The organism is Dyella sp. 01N36, from assembly GCF_056399745.1.
In genome coordinates this window covers 65,552-90,562 of the sequence record NZ_JBFTRY010000004.1, presented here as the reverse complement: position 1 = coordinate 90,562, position 25,011 = coordinate 65,552, and the positions used below count along the sequence as shown (strand labels likewise).

At 64.7% G+C, this 25,011-nt stretch carries 25 protein-coding genes; 16 read left to right on the top strand and 9 right to left on the bottom strand.

Annotated features, from left to right (window positions below):
• Window positions 1-44 precede the first annotated feature (44 nt).
• Complete coding sequence (locus tag AC1DMG_RS02185) at window positions 45-1,691, top strand: acyl-CoA dehydrogenase family protein (RefSeq protein ID WP_477180145.1); 1,647 nt, start codon at window positions 45-47, stop codon at window positions 1,689-1,691.
• A 180-nt stretch (window positions 1,692-1,871) separates the two neighbouring features.
• Entirely contained in the window at window positions 1,872-2,363 is a 492-nt protein-coding gene (locus AC1DMG_RS02180; RefSeq protein WP_441602926.1) for an asparaginase domain-containing protein, read from the top strand.
• A gap of 73 nt (window positions 2,364-2,436) precedes the next feature.
• Here AC1DMG_RS02180 and AC1DMG_RS02175 read toward each other — a convergent pair whose 3' ends face one another.
• Both AC1DMG_RS02175 and sufT read right to left on the bottom strand, forming a co-directional pair.
• Window positions 2,437-5,091, bottom strand: coding sequence for a protease pro-enzyme activation domain-containing protein (locus tag AC1DMG_RS02175; protein WP_477177021.1), 2,655 nt, complete (start codon window positions 5,089-5,091; stop codon window positions 2,437-2,439).
• Window positions 5,092-5,890: 799 nt separating this feature from the next.
• Window positions 5,891-6,448: a putative Fe-S cluster assembly protein SufT gene (gene sufT, locus AC1DMG_RS02170; RefSeq protein WP_046973058.1), complete on the bottom strand. Its 558-nt coding sequence runs from the start codon at window positions 6,446-6,448 to the stop codon at window positions 5,891-5,893.
• Between the two features lie 233 nt (window positions 6,449-6,681).
• On the opposite strand from sufT, the gene AC1DMG_RS02165 reads away from it, so the two are divergent.
• Entirely contained in the window at window positions 6,682-7,122 is a 441-nt protein-coding gene (locus AC1DMG_RS02165; RefSeq protein ID WP_477177020.1) for a hypothetical protein, read from the top strand.
• A 7-nt stretch (window positions 7,123-7,129) separates the two neighbouring features.
• Here the strand turns inward: AC1DMG_RS02165 and AC1DMG_RS02160 are convergent, their stop codons facing one another.
• Both AC1DMG_RS02160 and AC1DMG_RS02155 read right to left on the bottom strand, forming a co-directional pair.
• The gene (locus AC1DMG_RS02160; RefSeq protein ID WP_441602931.1) at window positions 7,130-8,560 is read right to left on the bottom strand and encodes an NAD(P)(+) transhydrogenase (Re/Si-specific) subunit beta; all 1,431 of its coding nucleotides are present in this window, start codon (window positions 8,558-8,560) and stop codon (window positions 7,130-7,132) included.
• Window positions 8,560-8,865, bottom strand: coding sequence for an NAD(P) transhydrogenase subunit alpha part 2 (locus AC1DMG_RS02155; protein WP_441602932.1), 306 nt, complete (start codon window positions 8,863-8,865; stop codon window positions 8,560-8,562). The genes AC1DMG_RS02160 and AC1DMG_RS02155 overlap by 1 nt, the downstream gene beginning before the upstream one ends.
• A gap of 138 nt (window positions 8,866-9,003) precedes the next feature.
• Between AC1DMG_RS02155 and AC1DMG_RS02150 the strand changes: the two genes are divergently transcribed.
• Genes AC1DMG_RS02150 through AC1DMG_RS02140 form a run of 3 tightly spaced genes read left to right on the top strand, consistent with a single transcriptional unit; the run spans window position 9,004 to window position 10,585 of the window.
• Window positions 9,004-9,588 (top strand): RNA polymerase sigma factor, encoded by a 585-nt coding sequence (locus AC1DMG_RS02150; RefSeq protein ID WP_477177027.1) that lies wholly within the window; start codon window positions 9,004-9,006, stop codon window positions 9,586-9,588.
• Window positions 9,585-9,968, top strand: coding sequence for a hypothetical protein (locus AC1DMG_RS02145; protein WP_477177019.1), 384 nt, complete (start codon window positions 9,585-9,587; stop codon window positions 9,966-9,968). Before AC1DMG_RS02150 ends, AC1DMG_RS02145 begins: the two co-directional genes overlap by 4 nt.
• 2 nt (window positions 9,969-9,970) lie before the next feature.
• Window positions 9,971-10,585 carry a DUF3106 domain-containing protein gene (locus AC1DMG_RS02140; protein ID WP_477177018.1) on the top strand — a complete coding sequence of 205 codons (615 nt, stop codon included), beginning with the start codon at window positions 9,971-9,973 and terminating at the stop codon, window positions 10,583-10,585.
• Between the two features lie 43 nt (window positions 10,586-10,628).
• Here AC1DMG_RS02140 and AC1DMG_RS02135 read toward each other — a convergent pair whose 3' ends face one another.
• Entirely contained in the window at window positions 10,629-11,729 is a 1,101-nt protein-coding gene (locus AC1DMG_RS02135) for an NAD(P) transhydrogenase subunit alpha (RefSeq protein WP_477180144.1), read from the bottom strand.
• A gap of 170 nt (window positions 11,730-11,899) precedes the next feature.
• Between AC1DMG_RS02135 and cdd the strand changes: the two genes are divergently transcribed.
• The 8 genes from cdd to AC1DMG_RS02095 all read left to right on the top strand — a co-directional run bounded on the left by cdd (window position 11,900) and on the right by AC1DMG_RS02095 (window position 18,467).
• The gene (cdd, locus tag AC1DMG_RS02130; RefSeq protein ID WP_477177017.1) at window positions 11,900-12,307 is read left to right on the top strand and encodes a cytidine deaminase; all 408 of its coding nucleotides are present in this window, start codon (window positions 11,900-11,902) and stop codon (window positions 12,305-12,307) included.
• A 101-nt stretch (window positions 12,308-12,408) separates the two neighbouring features.
• Window positions 12,409-12,978 (top strand): nitroreductase family protein, encoded by a 570-nt coding sequence (locus AC1DMG_RS02125; RefSeq protein WP_477177016.1) that lies wholly within the window; start codon window positions 12,409-12,411, stop codon window positions 12,976-12,978.
• Window positions 12,966-13,865 (top strand): 5'-3' exonuclease, encoded by a 900-nt coding sequence (locus AC1DMG_RS02120; protein ID WP_477177015.1) that lies wholly within the window; start codon window positions 12,966-12,968, stop codon window positions 13,863-13,865. Before AC1DMG_RS02125 ends, AC1DMG_RS02120 begins: the two co-directional genes overlap by 13 nt.
• A 127-nt stretch (window positions 13,866-13,992) precedes the next feature.
• A complete protein-coding gene (locus AC1DMG_RS02115; RefSeq protein WP_477180143.1) occupies window positions 13,993-14,817 on the top strand; it encodes an AraC family ligand binding domain-containing protein in 825 nt (274 codons plus the stop codon).
• A gap of 178 nt (window positions 14,818-14,995) precedes the next feature.
• A complete protein-coding gene (locus tag AC1DMG_RS02110) occupies window positions 14,996-15,958 on the top strand; it encodes a DMT family transporter (RefSeq protein ID WP_477177013.1) in 963 nt (320 codons plus the stop codon).
• Window positions 15,959-16,028: 70 nt separating this feature from the next.
• Window positions 16,029-16,598: an NUDIX hydrolase gene (locus AC1DMG_RS02105; protein ID WP_477177012.1), complete on the top strand. Its 570-nt coding sequence runs from the start codon at window positions 16,029-16,031 to the stop codon at window positions 16,596-16,598.
• Between the two features lie 99 nt (window positions 16,599-16,697).
• Window positions 16,698-17,063, top strand: coding sequence for a hypothetical protein (locus AC1DMG_RS02100; RefSeq protein ID WP_121882187.1), 366 nt, complete (start codon window positions 16,698-16,700; stop codon window positions 17,061-17,063).
• 207 nt (window positions 17,064-17,270) lie between these two features.
• A complete protein-coding gene (locus AC1DMG_RS02095) occupies window positions 17,271-18,467 on the top strand; it encodes a GGDEF domain-containing protein (RefSeq protein ID WP_477177011.1) in 1,197 nt (398 codons plus the stop codon).
• An 87-nt stretch (window positions 18,468-18,554) separates the two neighbouring features.
• Here the strand turns inward: AC1DMG_RS02095 and AC1DMG_RS02090 are convergent, their stop codons facing one another.
• The gene (locus AC1DMG_RS02090; RefSeq protein ID WP_477177010.1) at window positions 18,555-18,932 is read right to left on the bottom strand and encodes a cupin domain-containing protein; all 378 of its coding nucleotides are present in this window, start codon (window positions 18,930-18,932) and stop codon (window positions 18,555-18,557) included.
• A gap of 467 nt (window positions 18,933-19,399) precedes the next feature.
• On the opposite strand from AC1DMG_RS02090, the gene AC1DMG_RS02085 reads away from it, so the two are divergent.
• Both AC1DMG_RS02085 and AC1DMG_RS02080 read left to right on the top strand, forming a co-directional pair.
• The gene (locus AC1DMG_RS02085; protein WP_477177009.1) at window positions 19,400-20,578 is read left to right on the top strand and encodes a YjgN family protein; all 1,179 of its coding nucleotides are present in this window, start codon (window positions 19,400-19,402) and stop codon (window positions 20,576-20,578) included.
• Between the two features lie 5 nt (window positions 20,579-20,583).
• Entirely contained in the window at window positions 20,584-21,651 is a 1,068-nt protein-coding gene (locus tag AC1DMG_RS02080) for a M48 family metallopeptidase (RefSeq protein WP_477177008.1), read from the top strand.
• Between the two features lie 151 nt (window positions 21,652-21,802).
• Here the strand turns inward: AC1DMG_RS02080 and AC1DMG_RS02075 are convergent, their stop codons facing one another.
• The 3 genes from AC1DMG_RS02075 to AC1DMG_RS02065 form a co-directional block, all read right to left on the bottom strand.
• Window positions 21,803-23,398 (bottom strand): tetratricopeptide repeat protein, encoded by a 1,596-nt coding sequence (locus tag AC1DMG_RS02075; protein ID WP_477180142.1) that lies wholly within the window; start codon window positions 23,396-23,398, stop codon window positions 21,803-21,805.
• A 107-nt stretch (window positions 23,399-23,505) separates the two neighbouring features.
• Complete coding sequence (locus AC1DMG_RS02070; protein ID WP_199728084.1) at window positions 23,506-23,808, bottom strand: STAS domain-containing protein; 303 nt, start codon at window positions 23,806-23,808, stop codon at window positions 23,506-23,508.
• A gap of 11 nt (window positions 23,809-23,819) precedes the next feature.
• Window positions 23,820-25,004: a methyl-accepting chemotaxis protein gene (locus AC1DMG_RS02065; protein WP_477177006.1), complete on the bottom strand. Its 1,185-nt coding sequence runs from the start codon at window positions 25,002-25,004 to the stop codon at window positions 23,820-23,822.
• Window positions 25,005-25,011: the final 7 nt, after the last annotated feature.

Sequence of the window (25,011 nt, the reverse complement as noted above, 5' to 3'; positions counted from 1 at the left end):
CCCAGACCTATACTCGACCACACCGCTCCGCCGAGACCCCGCCCATGGGATTCCTGCAAGCCCCGCCGCAGCTCGCTCACCCCTATCGCGCCGATCCCCTGCTGCACGCCACGCTGCGGCGCGCGCTGCCACCGGCACGACTCGCCGCCATCGAGCCCGACCTGCAGGCGCTGGGCGATTACGCCGTGATGGAATGGGAGCGCGCCTGCCGCAGCACGCGCCACAAGCCCGTGCTCACGCAATGGGACGCCTGGGGTAACCGCGTCGATCGCATCGAGCTCACCCAAGCCTGGCAAGAAGGCCCGCACATCACCACCAAATATGCGGTGCTCGCATCGGGCCATGAGGCGCATGAGCACGCACGGTTGGAAGAATTCGCGCGCGTCTACCTGTATCACGTGGCCAGCGAGTTCTATAGCTGCCCGTTGGCGATGACCGACGGCGCCGCTACCGCGCTCAAGGCCTCAGGCAATAAGGCGCTCATCGAACGCGCACTGCCGCGCTTGCTCAGTCGCGATCCGTCCACGTTCTGGTTGAGCGGACAGTGGATGACCGAGAACGCGGGCGGCTCGGACGTCGGCAATACGGAGACCATGGCCCGCCAGGACGCCTCTGGACAGTGGCGTCTCTACGGACGCAAGTGGTTCAGTTCAGCGGTGGTCGGCGAAATGGCGCTGGGACTCGCACGCCCCGAGGACGCAGGCAATGGCCCCGGCGCACTTGCCCTGTTCTACGTCGAAACGATGGATGGCGAGCGCCGCAAGCCGGAACTCATCATCGATCGCCTGAAAGACAAACTCGGCACGCATGAGTTGCCGACGGCGGAGATCCATCTCGACGGTCTGCCCGCGTGGCCACTGGGCGAGTTGGCGAATGGCGTGCGCCAGGTGGCGCCGATGCTCAACATCACGCGCACGTGGAATGCAGTGGGCGCCACCGCCAGCATGGCACGGGCGCTTTCGCTGGCTCGCGATTACGCCACGCGCCGCCAGGCGTTCGGCAAGCGACTGATCGATCAGCCGCTGCATGCGCAGACTCTCGCGGACATGCAGGCCGAATTCGAAGGCGCGTTTGCGCTCACCTTCGAAGTGGCGCATCTGCTCGGACGAGTGGAACACGGCGTGGCGCAGCCGCATGAAATCGCCCTGCTGCGACTGCTCACGCCCTTGGCCAAGCTGTGGACCGGCAAGCTGGCAGTGAAACTGTGTTCCGAAGCGCTCGAATGTTTCGGCGGCGCCGGCTATATCGAGGACACCGGCCTGCCCCAGCTGCTGCGCGATGCGCAGGTCTATGCGATCTGGGAAGGCACCACCAACGTATTGTCGCTGGACAGCCTGCGCGCGCTGGCTGGGGAGAATCTCGGGGCCTTGCGCACAGCGATCGAAGGCTGGCTGGCCGACAGCATCGATGCGCACGCGCGGCAGGAAATCCATCGGGCACTGGATGGTGCCGGTGCCTACCTGCACTCGCGGGCCGRCGAGCGGGCGTCGCTGGAAGCCGGCGCCCGTGGACTGGCGATCACCCTCGCCCGCTGCACCGCGGCGGCCCTGCTGGCGCGTCACGACACGTGGTCGGCCCCGCATGGCCATGCGCGTACGGGCGCTGCGCTGCGGCGTTTCGTGGCGCATGGATTGGCACGTTTCTCCACCGCCGACGCTACCGATACCGCGTTGTTACTCGGCCCGCACTGAATCGCTGCCCTTGTGGGAGCGCACCCTGTGCGCGACTGGACGTGCCCGGACTGAGGCGGGCTGTCGCGCACAGGGTGCGCTCCCACAAGGGCTTGAGGGGCCTCAGGCTGAGCCTGGGCATGCGGAGATCGGTCGTTGGCCCTAAAATACCGGCCTCCCCCACCCTGGCGACTCCCGACCATGCAGCATCTGACCATCGTCACCACCGGCGGCACCATCGACAAGATCTATTTCGACGACAAGTCGGACTACAAGATCGGCTCGCCCCAGATCGGCGACATCCTCAGCCAGCTGGGCGTGGCGTTCCAGTTCGACGTGATCCCGATCCTGCGCAAGGACAGCCTGCACATGGGCGACGAGGATCGCGCCCTCGTGCGTTCCACCATCGAAGCGCAGCCGCATCGCCACGTGCTGGTCACGCACGGCACCGACACCATGGTCGAAACCGCGCGCGAGCTCGCCAGCATCAAGGGCAAGGTGATCGTGCTCACCGGTGCGCTCAATCCGGCGCGCTTCCAGGGTTCCGATGCGGTGTTCAACATCGGTTGCGCCGTGGCCGCCGTGCAGACCCTGCCCGATGGCGTGTACATCACCATGAACGGCCGCGTGTGGGACCCGTCCAAGGTGCGCAAGAACCGCGACGCCAATCGCTTTGAAGAGAACAACGGCTGATTGCCACGCTATCGCTGCAAAGAGAAAGGCCCGGCCATCACTGACCGGGCCTTTTGCTTTTACAACACCGTGATTACTGCACGTTGAGATTTACATCATCGAGGACGAACGAGGTCTGCTCGGACGAATCCTCCGTGCCGGTGAACTTGATCGTCACCGTCTGGCCGATGTACGCGCTGAGATCGAAAGTCGCGAGCGAGTAACCCGCCGCTGCGTTGAGGTTCGAGTACGTGACCAGGGTCTTCAGCAAGGTGCCGCTGCTGTTGAGTACTTGCACGGTGAGTTTGTCGTACGCCGTGGTCCTGGTGGTCTCGGCGGTATCGATGTGCAGGTAGTAGGTCAACGTAGCCGAGCTCTTGCCGCTGGGAATGGTCACCTTCTGCGACGCCGTGTCGGTGTGCGCGCTGCCGTAACCGTCCAGCCACACGAACCAGGTGCCGGCATGCGCCGTCTCGCCGCTGCAGGTGCTGTTGCTGCAGAGCGCGCCGGAGCTGATCGTCCACGGGGTGGCCGCGCCGGTTTCAAAGCCCGGGTTCACGATCAGCTGCGACGGCGTACCGCCGCCCGTCACCGTCACCGACGAGGTCTTGCTCGAGGTCTTGGCGCTGACGCCATCGGTCACCGTCTCGGTGACGCTATACGTGCCGGCCGCGGCATAGGTATGGCTCGGGCTCGCGGTTGTAGCGCTGCCGCCATCGCCGAAGGTCCACGAGTACGAGGAGATGCTGCCGCCCGTATCGGTCGAGCTGTCGGTGAAGTTGGCGGTGAGGCCATTGGTGACAAAGCTGAAGTTCGCCGTCGGCGTGCCGCCCGTACCACCACCGCCGCCGCCCCAGTACTGAGTGACGTAGCTGTTGAACTTGGCGATGTCGAGCGAACCCCAGCCGGTGGCGTTGTCGTAGCCGGCCTTGGCCGTGTAGCCGTTGCCGCTGTAGCCATTGTTGCCCGAGGTGACGTCATGCAGCGGCGTGGCGTCGGTGGGGAAATGCGCGTACATGTTCTGGGTCGGCAAGCCCAGTGTGTTGTTGTTGGCCGAGAGAATGCGCGCCCAGATGCCGACGAAAATCGGCGAGGCAAGGCTGGTGCCGCCGATCTGGTAGGTCTGGCCCTGGATCACGATGTTGGCGCCAGTGGATTGCGCTGCATCGAACGCCACGTCGGGCACCTGACGCTTGGTCACTGACGAACCCAGCGCAGTGGTCTGCCAGCTAGGTGCGGCTTCGAACAGACTCACGCCGCCACCGGTGGCCCACAGGCGCTTGTTGTTGTCGCCATTGTTCGGATCGACGGCCGCCAGGCCTTCGTTCCACACCGTCTCGCCCGACCACGTGGTGCCCGTGGTGCTGAGTGTGGTGCCGCCGACCGCCACCACGTTCGGCGAACTGGCGGGCTCGCTCACGGAGTAATGGGTGAGCGAGATTTTCACCGTGCCCGCGGAGTTCGCGACGTAGCCCGGGGCACCTTCGGTCGGATCGCTGGACCACTGGTACACACCGGCATCGCCCGAAGCGATGGAGAAGGTCTGACCCTGCGCCACCGCCTGCGCGAAGATCGCATCGTCGGCCGACTGCGTGCCTGAGCTATTGGCCGCCGATTCGTCCTCGCCCAGCGACACGTTGATCACCTTCGCCGTGTTGTCGGTCACCGCGCGGTTGTACGCCGCGGTGATGGCCGCATCGGTGAGGCAGCTGTCGTTGGCGCAGTTGGGCGCGGAGTAGAAGATCAGCGTGTTCACGCCGCCAGAGGTACCGGTGATGGTCTGGCTATCCAGGTTCCATTCGCCGTCGCCATCGGGATCGTCCGCATAGGCCTGGCTGCCGGTCTTCACCACTTGCGTGTTCACCGTGCTCATGCCGGCGCCGGTAGTGAAAGTTTTCAGATCGGCAATGGTCTGGGTCATGTCACCCCAGGTGATGATGCCGACCTTGGTGGACGATGCCGTCGGCGTGCTGCCTGCGTCGTAGATCGCCGGGAAATCCTTGGGGCTGTGCGAGGTCTGCACCGCCGCAGCCTGGATGCCGACGTTGTTCGCGTTCGCATGCACCGGCCCCACGATGTGATGCATGGTGTGCGGCACGTTGAGGTTCTGCAGGCCGAGCACGGCGTTGACGATGCCACCGAGCGCAGCCGGCACCTGCACGGCCGAGTCGTTGGCGATGCGCTGCTTGCCGCCAAAGGCGAAGGTGCGCATGGTGGTGCGGAAGGCCGCGTTGACCGAGGTGGCGTTGCCATCGGCCTCGATCAACATGTTGTTGGGCGACACCTGCACATGGTTGAAGCCTGATTGGCGCAGATGCGCCAGCACTTGCGCCACCTGATCGTCGGTGGGCGCATAGCGTGCCTTGAACTGCGCAGGCGTGAGGAACTGATGGAACTGCGCGCTGGCGGGATCGTTCACTGCGTGCAGGAACCTCTCCAGCTCATCCACGTTGCGCAGGTTGAGGCTGAGCGCCACATGCACCGGCTTGCTCGCTTCCAGCGGCGACACCGTGGCCGCGTCGACGGTGGGCGAGCCGTGCATGCTCAGTGTCCAGGTGCTGTTGCCTGCCGCCGCCGTGGTGGCTGCGGTGCTTAGCCCAGACGAGCGGCTGATGGCCGCCTGCGTGCGGACGCCTACCCAGGCATCGTTGGTCGCCGCATGCAGCGTCCCTGCCATGGCCATCGACATCGCCATCGGCAGCAGTGCCTTGCGAATCGCCTTTCCCCGCAAATCGATACGAACAGTCATTCTTGTCTCCTTGACGTTTTTGAGGACGAACCGACCCGATGCGGTGCGATGCACCACATGCATGAAGGCGCCGCTGTGCGCGGCCTCGGGTCTCGTGACTGTGCTGCGATCCGATAGACGTCCGGGCCTGCTTTCCCCCTGCCATTCCATGGAACGGCATGCCCGAACGAAGACTCGCTAAACGACGCCCACCGCGCGAATGCCGGTGCCCTCGTCGCCAAAGGACCACCCGTCAACCCTCCCGCTGACGGATTAATTGACGCTAATCAAGAAAATTCGATGCGTCAATGACAGCAACGCATGCCTGAAAATCCGCGATAAACAGCAATTAGCTGCGATCGATTGCGTTGATTCGTTTTTTCATGCGTTTGCTTGCACCAAGCGGACAGTCACAGGAACGCAATTAATTTCCCGACTGATTAAACACTTATAAAAAGTGGTGATGCCGTTCTCAATATCAGCATGAACATCACATTGGCGCTCTGGCGCGAGTTATATCGATTCTAAAATTTTGGCCTGCAACCCGGCGTCTTTCAGCTCGAAAGCGAAGGCGCGAAAGTTATTGCGCAAGCGCCGCAGCAAGCTCTACACGCCATGCTGACGAAGCTAACTCCCGGCTAAATCCGGACCCTGCCGACGAGCTTGCCGAACACGACAAAACAGACTGCGGAGTGCAGCCTGTCGTCGCCGCGAGTGGGCGCAGCGATCTGTATCAAACGTATCGAACGCAAACGATCGGCGCACGGGGCGAAGCCGTGCACATCATCGATTCAACAGGAAACACGCCGGCGTTGCGGCGTCAGAGCATGCCCGTTTCAAGCTTGGCCGCATCCGACATCATGGAATGATTCCACGGCGGATCGAACACCAGGTCCACGTCGGCTTCAGCGACGGTGGGGATGAGTTCGAGCTTGGTGCGCACGTCGTCGACAAGGATGTCGCCCATGCCGCAGCCCGGTGCGGTCAGGGTCATTTTCACGTAGACCTTGCGCTGGTCGGGAGCCGGATGCTCCACGCTCACGTCATAGACCAGGCCGAGCTCGACCACGTTGATCGGGATTTCCGGATCGAACACGGTACGCAGCTGCTGCCACACGAGCGCTTCGACGTCCGAGTCGCTGGCATCGCTGGCCAGTTCGATCGGCGGCGGCGGTTCCTTGCCCAGCGCGTCGGCATCGTTGCCGGCGATGCGGAACAGGTTGCCTTCCACATAGACGGTGAAGCTGCCGCCCAGCGCCTGGGTGATGTAACCGATCTGGCCGGCCGGCAGGCTGACCGTTTCGCCTTGGGGCACCATGACTGCCTGGCAGTCGCGCTCCAGGGTGAAAGGTTCGCTGCTTAGACTGAAACCGCTCATGCCGATCCTGCCAACTCTCATCGTTGGGCGCGGCCTTCGCCACGCCAAGCTGTCTATTATGCCGGTTGACGACCGGTCATGCCGACGAAATCAGGTCGCGCCGCCTCAATCTCAAGGGGGACGCGGCGTCACGGGACTTCAGGCCGGGGACAGCGACGTGCCGCCGCGCGCTATCATGAGAGTTTACGCCCGGGAAATACCGTGTCCGCCGTCCAGTTTGTCGCTTGCCGCTCATGAAGGTGCGGGCCACCTTTTCCCTGTTGTTCGCGCTGGTGAGCGCCCTGATGCTGGGGCTGGCTGCCGGCGCGGTCTGGATGGTTCCGACGCTCTACTCGCGCCACCCCCTGCCCTGGCCGGCGCTGCCGGCGGGCTGGCTGCTGGGCAAGGCCGTGCGCCATTGGGTTCGCCCGGCCGGCGGTCATGCCGCCCTTCTGGCTGCCACCGCGACCTTCGTCGCGGTGCTCTACGTCAACGTGCTGACGGCCGCGGCCCGCATTTCCGGACTCATGGGCCTGGGCCTGATCGATTCGATGCGCACGGCCGGTCTGGGCCTGCTGCTCCAGCTCGCCGAACTGGGTTGCACGCCCGTCGACGACGTCTGGTTCCTTGCCGGCATGGGCATCGCTGCCTTCGTCGCATTCCGCCACGACCAGCCCCCGAAGACCGGCGGCTGATCGGGCCTCAACTCTCCAGCGTCTTCAGCGCGGCGACCAGTTCACTGGCAGCCGCCTGGCCATCGCCGTACAGCATGCGTGCGTTGTCCGCGTAGAACAGCGCATTCTCGATGCCGGCAAAGCCGGTGCCCTTGCCGCGCTTGACCACGATCACCTGTCTGGCGTCCGCCACATCGAGGATGGGCATGCCGTAGATCGGCGAGGACGGATCGGTCTTGGCCAGCGGATTGACCACGTCGTTGGCGCCGATCACCAGGGCCACGTCGGTCTGCGGGAATTCGGGATTGATGTCGTCCATGTCGGCGATCAGGTCATAGGGCACACCCGCTTCCGCCAGCAACACATTCATGTGGCCGGGCATGCGGCCGGCCACCGGATGGATGGCAAATTTCACCTTCACGCCACGCTCGATCAGCAGCTTGGCGAATTCCCACACCTTGTGCTGCGCCTGCGCCACGGCCATGCCGTAACCGGGCACGATCACCACGCGCTCGGCGTAGGCCATCATCACCGCGGCATCGCTGGCCTCGATCGGTTTCTGGCTGCCGGCAATCTCCTGCGCCGCACCGCCGGCTGCGCCAAAGCTGCCGAACAGCACGTTGCCGATCGAACGATTCATCGCCTTGGCCATCAGCTGGGTGAGCAAGGTACCGGCGGCACCCACCACGGTGCCGGCGATGATCATCGCCTCGTTTTGCAGCACGAAACCCTCGAACGCCACGGCCAGGCCGGTAAAGGCGTTGTAGAGCGAAATCACCACCGGCATGTCCGCGCCGCCGATCGGCAGGGTCATCATCAGGCCGAACAGCAGGGCCAGCCCGAAGAAGGTGACGATCAGCGGCATGCTCAAGTGGCCGCTGGCGATCATCCCGCCCAACACCACGGCGGCGCCCAGCACCAGCAGGTTCACCACCCGCTGTCCCGGGAAGACGAAACGGCGGTCCAGCCAGCCCTGCAGCTTGGCAAAAGCGATCAGGGAGCCGGAAAAGCTGACCGAACCGATCAGCGCACCGAGTACGGCCAGCACCAGTTGCGCCGTGCCGGGGGTATCGGCCCCGCTGGCCGTGAACTGCCCGCCATCCAGCAGGGTCACGGCGTTGCCGGCATAACTGAACAGCTCGGCGGCGCCGATGGCTGCCGCCGCGCCGCCGCCCATGCCGTTGTAGAGGGCGACCATCTGCGGCATGTCCGTCATGGCCACGCGCCGCCCCGACCACCAGGCGGCGGAGACGCCGATTAGCACGGCAGCCAGGATCAGCCCCCGGTTGTGCAGGTCAGGCAGCGCAAAGGTGGCCAGCACCGCCACCAGCATGCCCACACCAGCCCACACAATGCCGCCCCGCGCGGAACGCGGCGAACTCATGCGCTTGAGACCGAGGATGAACAGCAGGGCAGCGAGGAAGTAACAGGCCTTGATCAGTACCGGCAGCCAGGCCATTACTTCGCCTCCTTGCCGGCGCTGGGCTTGCTGGACTTGAACATCTCCAGCATGCGTTCGGTCACCACATAACCGCCGGCGGCATTGCCGGCACCCAGTAGTACCCCGATAAATCCGATCGTCATCTCGAACGGGGTCTGGGCGTGGCCTAGCGCTATCATGGCGCCCACCAGCACAATGCCGTGGATGAAGTTGGAGCCGGACATCAACGGCGTGTGCAGAATGACCGGTACCCGGGCGATGATCTCGTATCCCGTGAAAGCGGCCAGCATAAAGACATAAAGCGCCAGGAAACCGTCGAGCATGACCCCTCCCCGCCAGGACATCGGTGTAGCCGCACTATACGGTTGCGGGTCAACGCGTGCGAGCGTCGGACGTTGATAGCAGAGGACGTACCGATGGAGTCTCACGATGGCCGAGCCGACGAACCGGATGAGGACGGCATGAACAGCGCCGTCTCCACGCTAGACACCGATTTGTTGGCCGACGACGTTCGGGCGGCCCCCGCGTCGATGAATGCCTTCCTGACCCAGGTGGAACGCCGCGCCTTTCGCATGGCCGAGCTGAACCTGGGGCACCGCGAAGACGCCATGGACGCCGTCCAGGACGCCATGCTGAGGCTGGTCAAGCATTACAGCGAAAAACCCGCGCAGGAATGGACTCCCCTGTTCTGGGGCATCCTGCGCCGGCGCATCGTGGATCTGCAGCGTCGCCGCAAAGTGCGCTCGATCATGGTGGGCTGGCTGGGCGGGAAGGATGATGACGGCGAAGATCTGCCCGCCTGGGAACCGGCCGACACCGGCCCCGGCCCGCTGGAGCGCCTGAACGATGCACAGTCTTACGCGGATATGGCAGCAGCCGTGAAACTGCTGCCCCAGCGGCAACGCGAAGCTTTCATGCTGCGCGTGCTGGAAGGCCTGGATGTGGCGGAAACCGCCCAGGCCATGGGATGTTCGGAAGGGAGCGTTAAAACACACCTGTCGCGCGCGCTGCAACGTCTGCGCGACCAACTGGAGGCATGGCGATGAATGCGCCTGACAACCACTTCGAACGTCGCGCCCGCGAGCTGTATCGCGAGGCTTCGCGCCAGCTCGACCCGGCCGTGGCCGCCCGCCTGCGTGCAGCCCGACGCGACGCGCTAGCCAAAGCCGACCAGTCCTCGCTGGCGCACCGACTGCTGCAGCTGCTGCTGCCGGCAGGGGCGTTTGCCGCCATCGCGTTCGTCGCTTTGTTCATGTCTTCGCCGGTGCAGCGCCCCACCACGGCCAAGCCCGCCGGCGCCAGCCAAGTCGTGGATGTCGACGGCGAACTGCCGCCCGATGCCGCTGCTGCCGATCCGACGCTGTACCAGAACCTGGATTTCTACGGCTGGTTGGCCAAGAACAGCGATAGCGAGGCGAGCAGGTAACCATGCGTCGATGCCGTGTTTTCATGTCGCTGTTGTTAGTCCTTGGACTCAGCGGCATCGCCACTACCACGCTGGCCCAGCAGAATCCGCCGCCGCCGGGCGCGCAGGATAGTTTTCCGCATGGGCCGCCAGGTGGCGGGGCTTTTCCGCCCGATTTGCCGCGGGGCGATATGCCTCCCGGCCCACCGCCTGGCACACCGCCGGGGCCGCCGCCGCAACCGCGCCCGTGGCAGAGCCTGTCGCCGGACGAGCGCACGATCCTGGCTCCGTTGGCTGACAAGTGGAATACGTTCCCGCCGGAGCGCCAGGCGCACATGCTGCAGCGTGCCCAGCAGTGGCGGTCGTTGCCGCCCGACCAGCGCGAGGCGATCCGCCAGCGCATCGACCAGTGGCAGAAGATGACGCCGGAGCAGCGCGAACAGGCCCGCGAGAACAGCAAGCGCTTCCAGCAATTGCCGCCGCAGGAGCGTGAGCAACTGCACGCCGCCTTCCAGCGCTTCCAGCAGCTGTCGCCCGATCAGCGCGAGCAATTGCTGCGCCAGTGGCATAGCGAAATGCGCGATCGCCCGATGGGTCCGCCGCCCAAGGGACCCCCTGGCGGCGGTCCCAGGCACTGAACCGAAAAGCCCCGCGATGCGGGGCTTTTTTACGCGAGTTGCATCAACCCTGAAAGTGGGGCTCGCCGTTGCGCGTGACGCAACTCTTGGCGATCAGCTCATCGTTGAAGTCGGGCGTCAGCGCGCCGCCTTGCAACATCAGTTCAACGAAGTTGTACACGTTGCGCGCGATCATCTCCGAGGCATGCAGCGGTGCGCCGGCCGGCAGGTTGAGCGGGCCCAGGATCACCACGCCGTTGTGCTCCACCCGCTCGCCCGGCTGGGTCAGCTCGCAATTGCCGCCGCCCTCCGCCGCCAGATCCACGATCAACGCGCCGGGCTTCATGCCATCGACCATCGCACGGGTCACGATCTTGGGTGACGGACGGCCGGGCACGGCCGCAGTGGTCACGATCACATCGACGCTCTTCAGATGCTCGGCCAGGGCTTGCTGCTGCGCGGCGCGTTCTTCGGCGGTGAGTTCGCGCGCATAGCCGCCGCTGCCGGCGGCGCTCACGCCCAGCTCGATGAATTTCGCGCCGAGCGATTCCACTTGCTCGCGCGTTTCGGGCCGCACGTCATAGCCTTCCGTCTGCGCGCCGAGCCGGCGTGCGGTGGCGATGGCTTGCAGGCCGGCCACGCCAGCGCCGATCACCAGCACGCGCGAGGGGCGGATGGTGCCGGCGGCAGTGGTGAGCATGGGAAAGAATTTGGGCGAGGCTTCCGCCGCGATCAGCATGGCGCGATAACCGGCCRCGGCCGCCTGTGAGCTGAGCACGTCCATCGCTTGCGCGCGCGTCGTGCGCGGCAGCAATTCCAGCGCAAAAGCCGTCAGGCGCTGCTTGCCCATGGCCACGATGCGTGCCGCCGCGCCGTAGGGACGCAACTGGCCCACCACCACCGCGCCTTCGCGCAAACGCGCCCACACGCTGTCGTCGGGAGGGAGCACGCAGGTGAACACATCGGCCTGCGCCAGCACGCTGTCGGCATCGGCGAATTCGACATCGGCATAGGTGCTGTCGGGGAAACCGGCGGCTGCGCCGGCACCGCGTTCCAGCAGCACGCGCACGTCCTTGCCACGCAGCTTCCTGGCCACTTCCGGTGTGATCGCGACGCGGCGTTCGCCAGCGGCGGTTTCGCGCAATGCAGCCACGGTGATCGGCATCGTGCATCCTCTGCGAGAGTGGTGAACCTGCAGGCATCCTATCTGAAGGCCCGTCGGACCGACCACCGCCCTCTTGCAGTCATTCGGCCAAGGGAGTTAACTGGCCCGCCACCGGTACGCAAACCGCGTAGGCAAGCAGTTCCGGTGGGGATCGTGCTATGGAGATCCCGATGACTGCTGTCGTTGTTCCCGATGTCCTGCTGAACCTGGCGCGCCAGGCGCGTGAAAACGCATACGCGCCCTACTCCCGCTTCCTTGTTGGTGCTGCGCTGGTGACCCACGACGGCCGTTACTTCAGCGGCTGCAATGTGGAAAACGCCTCGTACGGCCTGTGCAATTGCGCCGAGCGCACGGCATTGTTCTCCGCCGTAGCCGCCGGCTGCCGACCGGGCGATTTCGCCGCCATGGCCGTGATTGGCGATACGCCGACGCCGATCAGCCCCTGCGGTGCCTGCCGCCAGGTGATGTCCGAGCTGTGCGACGAGGCCACGCCGGTGTGGCTGGGCAATCTGGCCGGCGCCGTGCAGGAAACCACGGTGCAGGCGCTGCTGCCGGGGTCGTTCCGATTGGCCAGCTGAGGCGTTGCAAAGGACGGTGAGCGAGACGTGAGCGGTCCACGCCGCTTCTCTCGCTCCCCTCGGGGCTTTAGCATCAGGGTTTGGCCTCCCCGGACCTCCCCATGTCCCACGATCTTTCCCTGCTGCAGCAGCGCCATTCGGTTCCGTCCCGCCAGCTGGGCGAACCGGGCCCCGATGCGGCCACGCTGCAGACGCTGCTCGAAGCGGCCATCCGCGTGCCCGACCACGGCAAGCTCGAGCCGTTTCGCATCATCCTGCTGCAAGGCGACGCCAAGCTCGCCTTCGGTGAGCGGATGGCTACGCTGTCGCTGCGGGTCAATCCCGACATGGCCGATTCCAAGCGCGAGAAAGACCGCACGCGCTACGACTTTGCGCCGCTGGTGGCGGTGGTGGTCGCGCGGCTGGATGCGCAGAGCAAGGTGCCGGTGATCGAGCAACAACTGTCCGCCGGCTGCGTGGCTTACAACCTGTTGTTGGCTGCACAAGCGCTGGGCTTTGGTGCGCAGTGGCTCACCGGCTGGGCCGCTTATCACCGCGATGCGGCGGCCGTGCTTGGCCTGAAGGACAACGAAAGCGTCATCGGCTTCGTGCATATCGGCACGCCGCAGATCGACGTGCCCGATCGCGAGCGGCCGGTACTCGCCGAGGTGGTCAGCACATGGACGCCATGAGCCGTCCAGCCGTCCATCTGGTGGATGGCAGTCTCTATGTGTTCCGCGCCTGGCATTCCATGCCGGATGAGTTCCACGACGCCGATGGACATCCGGTCAACGCGGTGCATGGCTTCACCCGCTTTCTTTGCGAACTGCTGGAAAAGGTCAAACCCGAGCACTTGGCGGTGGCTTTCGATGCCTCGTTGACCACCTCGTTCCGCAACGCGATTTATCCGGCCTACAAGGCCAATCGCGAGCTGCCGCCGCCGGATCTGGAGCGCCAGTTCGTGCTGTGCCGCGAAGTGACCCAGGCCTTGGGCATACCGGTGCTGATCGACCATACCTTCGAAGCGGACGATCTCATCGGCAGCGCCTTGTGGACGTTGCGGGCGCACGGCATGCGCAGCGTGATCGTGTCGGCCGACAAGGATTTCGGCCAGCTGCTGGGCGAGTTCGACGAGCAATGGGATTACGCGCGCAACCTGCGCTGGGGCCCTGCCGGCGTGCACGAGCGCATGGGCGTGCATCCGCACCAGGTGGCCGACTATCTGGCGCTGTGCGGCGATGCGGTCGACAACATCCCCGGCGTACCCGGCGTGGGCGCCAAGACGGCGGCGGCCTTGCTCGCCCATTTCGGCAGTCTCGATGCGCTGCTCGATCGCGTGGACGAGGTCCCGTTTCTGCGCATACGTGGCGCCGCCAGTTGCGCGGCGAAGCTGCGTGAGCATGCGGAGGCGGCTCGGCTGTATCGGCGTCTCACGCGGATTGCGCTGGATGCGCCGGTGCCGACGGAAGCGGATGCCCTGCGGCGCTTGCGTGGCGAAATGGAGGCGATGGATGCGTTATGTGAGCGGCTGCGTTTTGGGCCGCTGACGCGGACGCGGTTGAGGGCGTTGTTGAGCTGAACGACAACCTCACCGTTTTTGTAGGAGCGCACTTGTGCGCGACCAACCTGCGAAGGGCGGCCCTTCGGTCCGCGGTCGCGCACAAGTGCGCTCCTACAAGGGGCTCGAATCGCAGTAGCATGAGGGGATGCAAGGCGTGCCCTCCACTTTTTCATCGCAGCGCGACGAAGCCGAGTTTCGGCTGGTGGCGCATCGACCGGGCGTGGAGCTTTATCGCGCGCACATCGTGCGTCATGCGTTTGACCCGCATACGCACGATGGCTTCGGCCTGGGTGCGATCGAATCGGGGGTGGAACGGTTTCGCTATCGCGGCGCCGATCATCTCGCTCCCGCCGATTCGGTGGTGATGATGAACCCGGATGAGTTGCACACCGGCCGCGCGGAAACGCACGGCGGTTGGCATTACCGCATGGCGTATATCGAGCCATCCGTGGTGGCCGAGGTGATGGGAGAGTCCGCATGGTGGTTCAGCGATGTGGTGCGCGAGGATTTGCCGAGCGCACGACGTGTGACCGAGTTGCTTGATGCGTTGTGGCGGGCTCGTGAACCCTTGGCATTCGACAGTCTGTTGTACCAACTGCTGAGTCAGTTTCGCCGGCATGCGCGGGTGCCACTCAAGGCGACGGATGGACGTGCGGCGCGTTTTGCACCGGTAGTGGATTATCTGCATGAGCATCTTGCGCACCGGCTCACGCTTGATGAACTCGCTGGCGTGGCAGGCCTGAGTCCGTTCCATTTTTTGCGGCAATTCCAGACGCAGCATTACGCCACGCCGCAGCAGATGCTGATGGCCTTTCGGCTTGCCGAAGCGAAGCGGTTGTTGTCACGTGGTGAATCGCCTGCGCAGATAGCTGCGGCCGTCGGGTTGACCGACCAGGCGCATCTGACGCGGGYGTTTGCGCGTCGTTATGGGGTGACGCCGGCGCGGTACCAGCGGGCTGTGCGCGCGTAACCAGCAATCCGCCGCCTTTTTTGTGGGAGCGCACCCTGTGCGCGACGAATCTCGCCAAGAGTGTCGGCTTTCGCGAGGCCCAGTCGCGCACAGGGTGCGCTCCCACAGAAAAGCGGGAACGCTCGGCGGGCGCAATCTCGTACAAGACGGCGGCCGCTCTTAGTGCCACGCTGCCCGCATGTTGAAAGGTACTCTCTACGCCCTCGCCGCCGGCCTGATGTGGGGCCTGGTCTTCGTCAGCCCATTGCTGCTGCCGGAGTATCCGGCGGCATTGCAATCGGTTGGCCGCTACCTCGCCTTCGGGCTGATCGCCTTGCCGCTGGGCTGGATGGATCGGCGCGCGCTGCGCGTGCTCAGCCGTGCCGACTGGATCGAAGCGCTCAAGCTCGCGGCCATCGGCAACCTGCTCTATTACCTGTGCCTGGCCAGCGCGATCCAGCTGGCCGGCGCGCCGCTGCCGAGCATGATCATTGGCTGCCTGCCGGTGGTCATCGCGGTCACCGCCAATCTGCGCTATGGGCATCGCGATGGGCACCTGCCATGGCTGTCGCTGGCGCCATCGCTGGGGCTGATCGCCATCGGCATCGCCTGCGTGAACCGGGCGGAGATCGCCATGCTTGGCCACCCGTCCGGTGCAGACCTGTGGCGCTATGCGCGCGGCGGCTTGCTCGCGGTGGGCGCGGTGGTGTGCTGGACCTGGTATCCGCTGCGCAATGCCGCCTGGTTGCGCCGGCATCCGGATCGCAGCCCGCGCGCGTGGGCCACGGCGCTGGGCCTGGCTACCTTGCCGCTGGCGGTGTGCGGCTATGCCTTGCTGTGGGCGGGGATGAAGATCGCCGACCAACCCTTCGCCCTGCCGTTCGGTCCGCATCCCTGGCGCTTCATCGGCCTGATGGTGGCGATAGGCTTGTTCGCCTCGTGGCTGGGCGCGCTGTGCTGGAACGCCGCGAGCCAACGTCTGCCCACGGCGATCGCCGGGCAGTTGATCGTGTTCGAGACGCTCGCCGCGCTTGCCTACGCTTTCATCCTGCGTGGCCATCCGCCCGGCGCGCTCACTCTGGCAGGCGTGGCCCTTCTCATTGCCGGCGTGATGTGGGCCGTGCGCATCAAACCGTTGCCGGTCGAACTGGCGGTGGAGTGATCGCGTGGTTGTGGCCAACCGGAGCGCGCGGCAACATGCATGACTCCCCTCCTGCCACGCGGCCAAGCCGATGAATCAGCCAGACTCCCGCATTCCCGCCGATGCCGACGCACCGGTGGAAACCCTGTACGTCGGCAAGTGGCTCAGCCTGCGCAAGCGCGGGCGCTGGGAGTTTGCCGAACGCAACAACCCCGGCGGCGCGGTGATCATTCTGGCGGTGACGCCGGAAGACAAGCTGCTGTTCGTGGAGCAGTACCGCGTGGCCATCCGCAAGCACACCATCGAGATGCCCGCCGGCCTGGTCGGCGACCTGCACGAGCATGGCGATGAAGATGTGCTGCTGGCGGCGGGCCGCGAACTGGAAGAAGAAACCGGCTATCGCTGCGCACGCCTGGATTTTATCCACGAGGGGCCGTCGTCCTCGGGCATGAGCACCGAGATGATCGCCTTCGTGCGGGCCTGGGATCTTGAGAAGGTCGGCCACGGCGGCGGCGACGAGAGCGAGAACATCATCGTCCACGAGGTGCCGCGGGCGCAGGCCGGCCAGTGGCTGTTTGCGCGTGCCGCCGAGGGCTACTCGATCGACCCGAAGCTGTTCGCCGGCCTGTGGTTTATCGAGCACACCCAGCCGAGGGCCTGAAGCTGAACGCAAGCACCAGCAGGGACTAAAGATTTCGGCGGGGACGCCGATGTGAGTCATGTCGACCCATCCCAACCTGACCACATCATGGATCCCCTTATGAAGAAGACCCTGATCGCCGCCGCCCTGTTCCTGGCCGCTCCGCTGGCCGCCCACGCCGCTTGCGCCCCGACCGATTTCGCCGTGCAGGACTTCAAGATGAAGCTCGTCGGCGCCGGCGCCGCCGCCCGCCTGAGCCTCAGCGGCTCGCTGGTGAATCATTGCGCCGAAGCTGCCGCCGCGCAGATCAGCATCGACGCCAAGGACACCTCGGGCAAGGTCATCCAGAGCAAGAAGGGCTGGCCGGCCGGCACCACCAACATCGGCCCGGGCCAGTCGGTGGAGTTCGATCTGGGCCGTCTGTTCCGCTTCGATCCCGAGATGCAGCAGTACACCGTCGGCGTGGCCGACGTGCGCACCTGGTAAACCTCGCGTTGGTGTAAGCCCCTACGCTTTATTTGCTTTTCTTCGAGGCTCCTCCCGGGGCCTCTTTTTTTGCGCCGGGCTTGAACAAGTGTGACGCAGTTCAAGTTTTCGAGCGTTTGTCCGATATGCTGGGAAGACCCAGACACCGCCTCATCGGAGGCCCAGGGCGCCCTCTCGGCCGGGAGGGACCTGGCACCAGGGAGAGCCATGCATCTCGACATCCCAACCCTGACTCTCGCCTGCCTGCTGATGGGTATCGGTGCGGCGGTTGGCTTTACGTCGTTGATGGCGGTCTTGAACACACAGAAGGTGCTGCGCATCTGGGTGGCCAGCATCTGGATCAATACCCTCGGCGTCACGCTGATCGGATTGCGCAACCACATCCCCGACGTCATTTCGATCGTCATCGGCAACGGCCTGCTGGTCACCGGCAACATCCTCACGCTCAGGGGCATTGCCCAGCACCTGGGCTTGCCGATGCGCTGGCGCTGGCCGGGCAGTTTCGCCGTGGTCTATACCGGCGCCATCGCCTGGTTCGCCTTTGTCACGCCCAACCTGGGCGCACGCCTGCTGGCCGGCAGCCTGCAGGCGATGGCGTTCAATTTTGCCTATGCGTATCTGCTGCTGCGCTACAGCGAGGCGGACATCCGCAAGAGCTGCCGCATCGCCGGCGCCGTGCTGGTGACCAATGGCCTGTTCTATCTGGCCCGCGTGTTCGCTCCGCTGGACCCTGGCTCCAGCCAGAACCTGATGAGCGCCGGCATGCCCGTGGCAGCGACCTACGTGGTCGGCATCCTCACCACGCTGGCTTCGTACTTCGCCTTGCTGCAGCTCATCACCGAACGGCTGGTGGTGGACCTGCGCCGCGCGGCACGCACCGACGGCCTCACCGGCCTGCTCAATCGCAGCGCGATCGTGGCGGAAGGCCGCGCGTCGCTGGAGCGCTGCCTGGAACGCGGGCAGCCGTTTGCACTGCTCATTTTCGATCTGGATCACTTCAAGCAGATCAACGATCGCTGGGGCCATGACGCCGGCGATGCGGTGCTGCGCCACGTGTCACAGATGCTGCGCAAGGCGGTGCAGCGGCCCGATTACCTGGCCAGTCGCTACGGCGGCGAGGAGTTCGTGGTGGCGCTGCCCGGGGCCACCCTGGTGCAGGGACTGGAGACGGCCGAGCGCCTGCGGCTCGCACTGGCGCATTCGCATGCGCGCATGGGCGAGCAGACCATCCCGGTCACCGCCAGCATCGGCGTCGCGGTGGCGCGGCAGGGCACGCGCTTCGAGCATCTGGTGCGCCAGGCCGACCAGGCGATGTATCGCACCAAGTTCGATGGCCGCAACGGCGTGAGCTTCGCGGGCGACCACGATGCGCGGCTGGCCGAAGCGGGCGATTCGCGCTGCTGACCGGCCGTCGCGCCATCGGTGAAAACGGATCGGCCGGCTTCCTGCTGCAAGCGAAGCCGACCGCCCTCACCGTATCGCCAGGCGAACTTACTTCGCCGTCTTGAGTTCGACCACCAAGGCCTTGGTCGGCGTGGTGCCGGTGTTCTGATTGCTGTGCGTGAGCGGCTCGCTATAGATCGCCTCGCCGGCCTTGCGTTCCATCTCGGTCACCTTGCCGTCGGCGCTGGTGCTCTTCGCCTTGCCGCCCGTCTCGAAGTAGACGACGTTGGCCGGGTGCGAATGCATCGGCAACGATTCCCCGGGTTTCAACCAGACTTCAATGACCCGTACCTGATCGTTGTCGATCAGCACCTTGGTGTTTTTGGGTGCCACCTTGACCATGTCCTGGGCGCATACCGATCCTGCAAAAACGCAGGCCAGCGCCAGCAACGCACACTTCATGCTGCACGAAACGGAAGTCTTCATCACACGTCCTCCAGCAGTTCGACGACGTCGGTAAGGCTTCCGCGAATGCGCGGAAACCTGCGTTTGGACGTCCTTTTCCGTGGTGGGCGGAACGCCCACCTCATGCCCCTGCATGGATCCGAATACTGGCGAGGCGACGTGCGCTGTCGCGACGCGTCACGATCGTGTGCATGCGCAAGTCGAGGGGGCGGAAGCGACGACGTGTGCCTTGAAAATGCCGGAAACGACAAGCTCGGGAAGGATGCTCCCGATGTCCGCAGAAACCTACGCCCCGTCCGTGGCAGCGTCAATTGAGCGGACGGCCGAGCGAGCAATGCGCCAACCAGCCTCCGCCCGGCACCGGACTGCCGCGTAGCCGACGTAAGGTTCAGGCAACCCTTACACGCATTCCTGGCATCGATGGGCAAGTTTCTCGGCTATGCTCGTCTCGCTTCCCGGGGGGGAGGCAAAGCAGGGGAATCCAAGCTATGCATGACGAGACCATGGCCTCGGGCGTGTACTTGCCCGAGATTGACGTCGCACCACCGGCCTTACCCGTAGGCAAGACCCGCCGCCTGGAGTTCCGCGGCAACGCCAGGGACTATTTCCGCATCTGGATCGTCAACGTGGCCCTGAGCCTGGTCACGTTAGGCATTTATTCGGCCTGGGCCACCGTGCGCACGCGCCGGTACATGTATGCCAACACCGTGCTTGCCGGCACGCCGTTCGAATACCTGGCGCGGCCCATCCCGATCCTCAAGGGACGCCTGCTCACCGCGTTGATCTTCGCGGCCTATGTGCTGGGCGGCCAGTTCTACAAACCCGCGCAGGTCGCCGCCGCGCTGGTCATCGCCGTCTTCATGCCGTGGATGATCGTCAAGAGCCTGATGTTCCGCGCGCGCTACTCCTCGTGGCGCGGCCTGCGTTTCTACTTCACCGACGATTACGGTGGCGCCTACAAGTGGTACCTGGGCGTGTACTTTCTGATGGGCATCCCGTTCCTGGGCTTTTTCCTCGCGTCGCTGGCCGGTCACTCCGGCTTTGGCATCGCGCTGGCGTTTGGCGGCGTGGCGGTGATCGCGCCCTGGATCAAGGGCCACCAGCAGGAATGGATGGTCGAGAACCATCACTTCGGCGGCAAGTCGTTCAAGTTCTCGGCCGAGGTCAGCGACTACTACCGCGTTTACGTCAAGACCGCCGGCGTGGCGCTCGCATGGCTGCTGCCCACGATGGCGCTGATGACGGGCATGTTCTTCGCCTTCAAGAGCCAGCTTGCGCTCCACCCCAAGGCACCGCCGCTGCTTGTTGGCGCCGTGGTCTACGCCTGCATGGCGCCGTTCTATCTCGGTGCCTGGACCTTCATCCACACGCAGATGACCAACCTGCTCTACAACAACGCGCATCTGGGTTCGTACCGCTTCCGTTCCACGCTGGGCTACTGGGAGATGTTGGGTATCTATCTCACCAATGGCCTGGCCGTGCTTTGCACGATCGGCCTGGCGATGCCGTGGGTGCGCATACGCCTGGCGCGCTACCGCGCAGACCACCTGGACATCGTCGGCGCGGGCGAGCTCGATGATTTCGTGCGCGATGCGTTTGCCCACGGCGAGATCGGCGCTGCGGCGACCGAAATGGATAGCCTGCTGGGCATCGACATCGGCCTTTAAGCGCGATGATCCCGGCAGTCTATTTCGATGGACGATCCACACGCGCCATACCGGTGACGGTATGGCGCGAAGACTCGCTATTGCACTGGCACACCGGGGGTCGCACGCAGAGCTGGCAGGCGTCGCTGGATGCCTTCGAACCCAGCGCACGGGTGATCGGCCTGCCCTACGCGTTGCGCCTGGCCGACGGTGCGTATTTGCAGGTCGATCACGACGTGCTGCCCGACGACTGGTTTCCCCGTCACCACCGGCTTGAGCGCGTGGTCGACTGGCTGGAACGCAAGTGGCCCGCGGCGATGGCCGGTATCGTGATCATCGTGGCGGCTTTGGCCGGTTTGTTCGAGTTCGGCGTGCCGTGGGCGGCTGATCGCATTGCCTCGCATCTCCCGGCCACGCTTGAACACAGCATGGGCACGCAGTCGTTGGCTGCGCTGGAGGGCCGTCTGTTGATGCCCACCACGCTCAAGCCCGAGCAGCAAGCGCACTATCAGGCCGTGTTCCAGCACTTTGTGCAGGGCATTCACGGCCTGCCCGAGGTGCGCCTGCGTTTTTACACGGCGCCGGCCATCGGCGCGAACGCATTTGCCATGCCCGATGGCAGCGTGGTGTTCACCGATGCGCTGATCAAGGAGCTGCCGGATGATCAGGCCTTCACGGCCGTCCTTGCCCATGAGCTGGGCCATCAGGCACACCACCACCTGTTGCGCGAGGTGTTGCGCAGCTCAGGCGTGTTCATCGTCGCTGGCATGCTGATGGGTGATGTCACCTCGCTCGGCGGCGTGACGGCGGGCGTGCCCATGTTCCTCATCAATGCGCACTATTCGCGCGGATTCGAGGCGGATGCCGATAGCTACGCCTTCGACGCGCTCGCACAGCAGGACATCGATCCGGTGGCTTTCGTACACGCCATGCAAGCGCTGGAACGCGCGCATCCGGAGATCAAGGGCGAGGACAGGAGCATGCGCTATGCCGCCAGCCATCCGATGACGGCGGAGCGGATCGCCCATGCCGATGCGGCGTCACGCGTGTTTCAGGCCCATCACCCGACGTCGCAGGCGACGGGCGTGCACTGAACGCCCGGCCCCCGCGCTGCGCAAACTTCAGTGCAGTACGAACAGCTTGTCGAAGCCGGCTACGCGCCAGCAACTCGCGCTACAGCGCAGAAAACTACGCCGCGCCACCCATGGCATCAATCGAGCAGACGACCGGGCGCTTCAACCAGCGTCAATGGAGCGTCGGTGCAGGCGAGGGCACAGGCAATGGCTTCGTCAGTGACTGCATTCTCTCAGCAAGTGGCCGAAGTGCTGGGTCCGCCGAGAACCTCTGCATGAATTCGCGAACGGTCTGATCCAAACCCGTTCGTGGCTGTGTTTTCTGGATCTGGGCCCTGAGCAGCCATCCCCTGGGGTCGTTGGCCTGCATCAGCTGATCCGCCATTGCCCACCCCCTGTCCCAATCATGGGTCTCATTGGCGTACACATCACCTAACGAGAAAAGCAGATCTGGATCCTGAGGATTCAAGCGCAACGCCTGTTCGAAATCTTGAGCCGCGTGGAAAGGGTCACCCGAAATGCGGTACGCCGACCCACGAAGGCCATAGGCGTTCTGATCTCGCGGCTCCATCCGCACCAGGATATTGCCCTCTTCGATCGCCCACCTCGCTCGTTCCAATTGCAACAAGCCAAATGTGCGCCCTTCTCGAGAACCCAAGTCCGCCGGATAGAACCGAAGCAATTGCGACCGATAGACGACGGCCAAAGCCGGATGACCTCGTTGCTCTGCTGCCCATCCCGCAGCTTTCAGGACGCCCAGCATGGGAACTTCGGCGAAGAATCGCCGATACAAATCAGCGTCGGCAAAGTCGTCACACGCACAATTTTCGATCAATTCCCACGCTCCATCGCGCTGAGACAACAGCAAGCGCAGGAGTGCGTTCTGAGGAGCGTGCACTTGAGCTTGCCCGATCAGGCGATTCATCAAGGCAACGCTACCGCCCCATCGCGGCTCGGCCATGCCAATCAGGCTCGAATAGATCGGAAAACTAGCAGGTTGCACCGCAAGCGCTCGCTTCGCAGCATCAGTGCCATAGCGCGGATCGCTGTCCATCCGCGCGATATGGATCATCGTGTGATAGGCGGGGATGAGCTTGGGATCAATCTCAACGGCACGGTCCAGATCGGCGCGCGCCAAGCCCAGCAGTCGATGCATGGCATCAAAGGCGGTTTGAGGCGTCTTGTCGGCAAAGTCGTCGCCTCGCTGTGCTTGGGCGGTGGCCAAGTAAACCGCGCCGCTTGCCGCCAGCGCGAACGCGTTATCCGGGGATTGTCGCTTCCAGGCATCCATCAACGCGCGCATGTCATCGGAGCCGTCCGAAAACACCTGGTTGTAGATTCGGTCCAACCTGCTTTGTGCCCCGGGTTCGGACTGCTGGGCCTTTTCGGCATTGGCCAGACGTTCTTGCAGTTCGGCTGCCTTTCCCCGTTCGATGAGGTCGCGCACCTCGGCCGAAGTCACCTCGGTATCCAGCATGAAATGACAATACGCCGATGCCACTTCGTCCGACCAATGTACCCCGGGCGGATTGGGATAGGACAAACAGCGCTGCAGCGGATCGGCGATGGCTTCCGCCTTATGCGCCTCATCCAAAAATTGTTGCAACTGCGGTTCGGAGAAAGCCGGCCTTCTGGGCTGCGCAATCGCTGGCCTAACGGCGGCGATCTTCGGCGCTGGCGCTTCTCTCTCCAAATAAATCGAACAAGCAAAAGCAGCAACCAACAAGAGCGCACCAACAAGCAACAACCGACGCAGTCGGGATGTCATCTCATCAACCTTTTCCGGCCCGGGCCTTCCCCCTCTTCCAGAATACAGGCAGGCAGCAAGCAAGAGCGTGAGCCACTCCAGATCCCGCAAAGCAGGAGCAGGTCAACTCAGTGCAACACGAACAGCTTGTCGAAGCCGGCGACGCGCAAGGTGCCGCGCAGGCCGGTATCCGCGTTGACGATGCGGATCTCCGCGCGATCGGCACCGGCGTGCTCGCGCAGCAGGAGCAGCATGCCGAGCGCGGAGCTGTCCATGCTGGACACTTCGCCCAGGTCGATGACGTAGCTGCGGGCGGCGCGGCCGCCGAGGCAGGCGTCGTGGAAGGCGCGATGCACGGTGAAGTCGAAGCGCTCGCCCAGCTGCAGGGTCACGCAGTCCAGGTCGGGGTCGTGGTGAACGGTCAGGCTCATGGCTCAGGTCCTCAAAACAATTCGATCTCGCCGGCATCCATCGAGTTCTGCAGCGCCGGGCCGCGCGAACGCAGGCGTGCCTTCTCGCGCTGGATGGCCAGGCGGTTGCGCACGCGCTCGGCGCGCTGCGCCAGCGATTCGGCATCGATCGGGCTGCAGGCGAGCTCCTGGATATCGCGGGTGCATTCGGTGGTGATGTCCTGCAACTCGACCAGGCGCTGACGGGTCTGATTGATCAGCTGGCTCAGGATGTCTTCGAACTGCAGCGAGCGCACCGTGGTGGCCACGTCGGTGCCCAGGCCGCGGTTGATCTCGACCACCTGGTCGGCGACCTTGCTGGTGCGCGCGTCGCTTTCGGTGACGTGCGCCATCATGGCGTCGATGCCGCCCTTGGCCGACAGCGCCACGTTCAGATCCTGCGAGGCCATGGTGCCGACCAGGCCGCGCAACTGCTCCATCGCGGTGCGGGCGCGCTCCACGTGGCTGCCGATCTGTTCGTTGAACTGGTTGGAATGGCTGGCCAGGTTGCGGATCTCGCCGGCCACCACCGCGAAGCCGCGGCCCGACTCACCGGCGCGCGCCGCTTCGATCGCTGCATTGAGCGCGAGCAGGTTGGTTTCTTCGGCGATGGTGTTCACGTTCTTCAACAGGCCGAACACCGCGTCCATTTCCTTGGCCATGCCGTCGATGCGATAGACGATGCGCAGGCTTTCGCGCGACATCTGCACGATCATGTCGACGAAGTGGGCAAGCAGGTCGCTGGTACGCGCGGCGAAGTCCTGCACGGAGACGCCTTCGCTCTGGCCGTCGATGATCTGGCGCAGCAGCGACTGCTGCATGCCGGTCTTGCGCGACAGGCCGTCGAAGCCGCCACCCAGTTCCGACACCGCGTCGCGCAGCAGGTCCAGCGCCTGGTGCAGTTCGCGCGTGGCGTGGCCCAGTTCGTCGACCAGCGAGCTGCGCACTTCTTCCAGCGCTTCGCGCACGGGTTCGTGGTGAGCCAGCGAAACTTCGATGACGGGCTCAACTGCCGGAACGGCGCGACGCGTCTCGACGATCCAGGCGGCGGTCAGCAGCACGATCACCAGCGGGCCCAGCCAGGCCGACGGCCACAGCATGGTCAGCGCGAGCGCGACCGCACTGGCGGCGAGGCCGGCCACCGGGCGCTTGTGCACAAAGGAGTAGAAAGTATCCATGAGATAT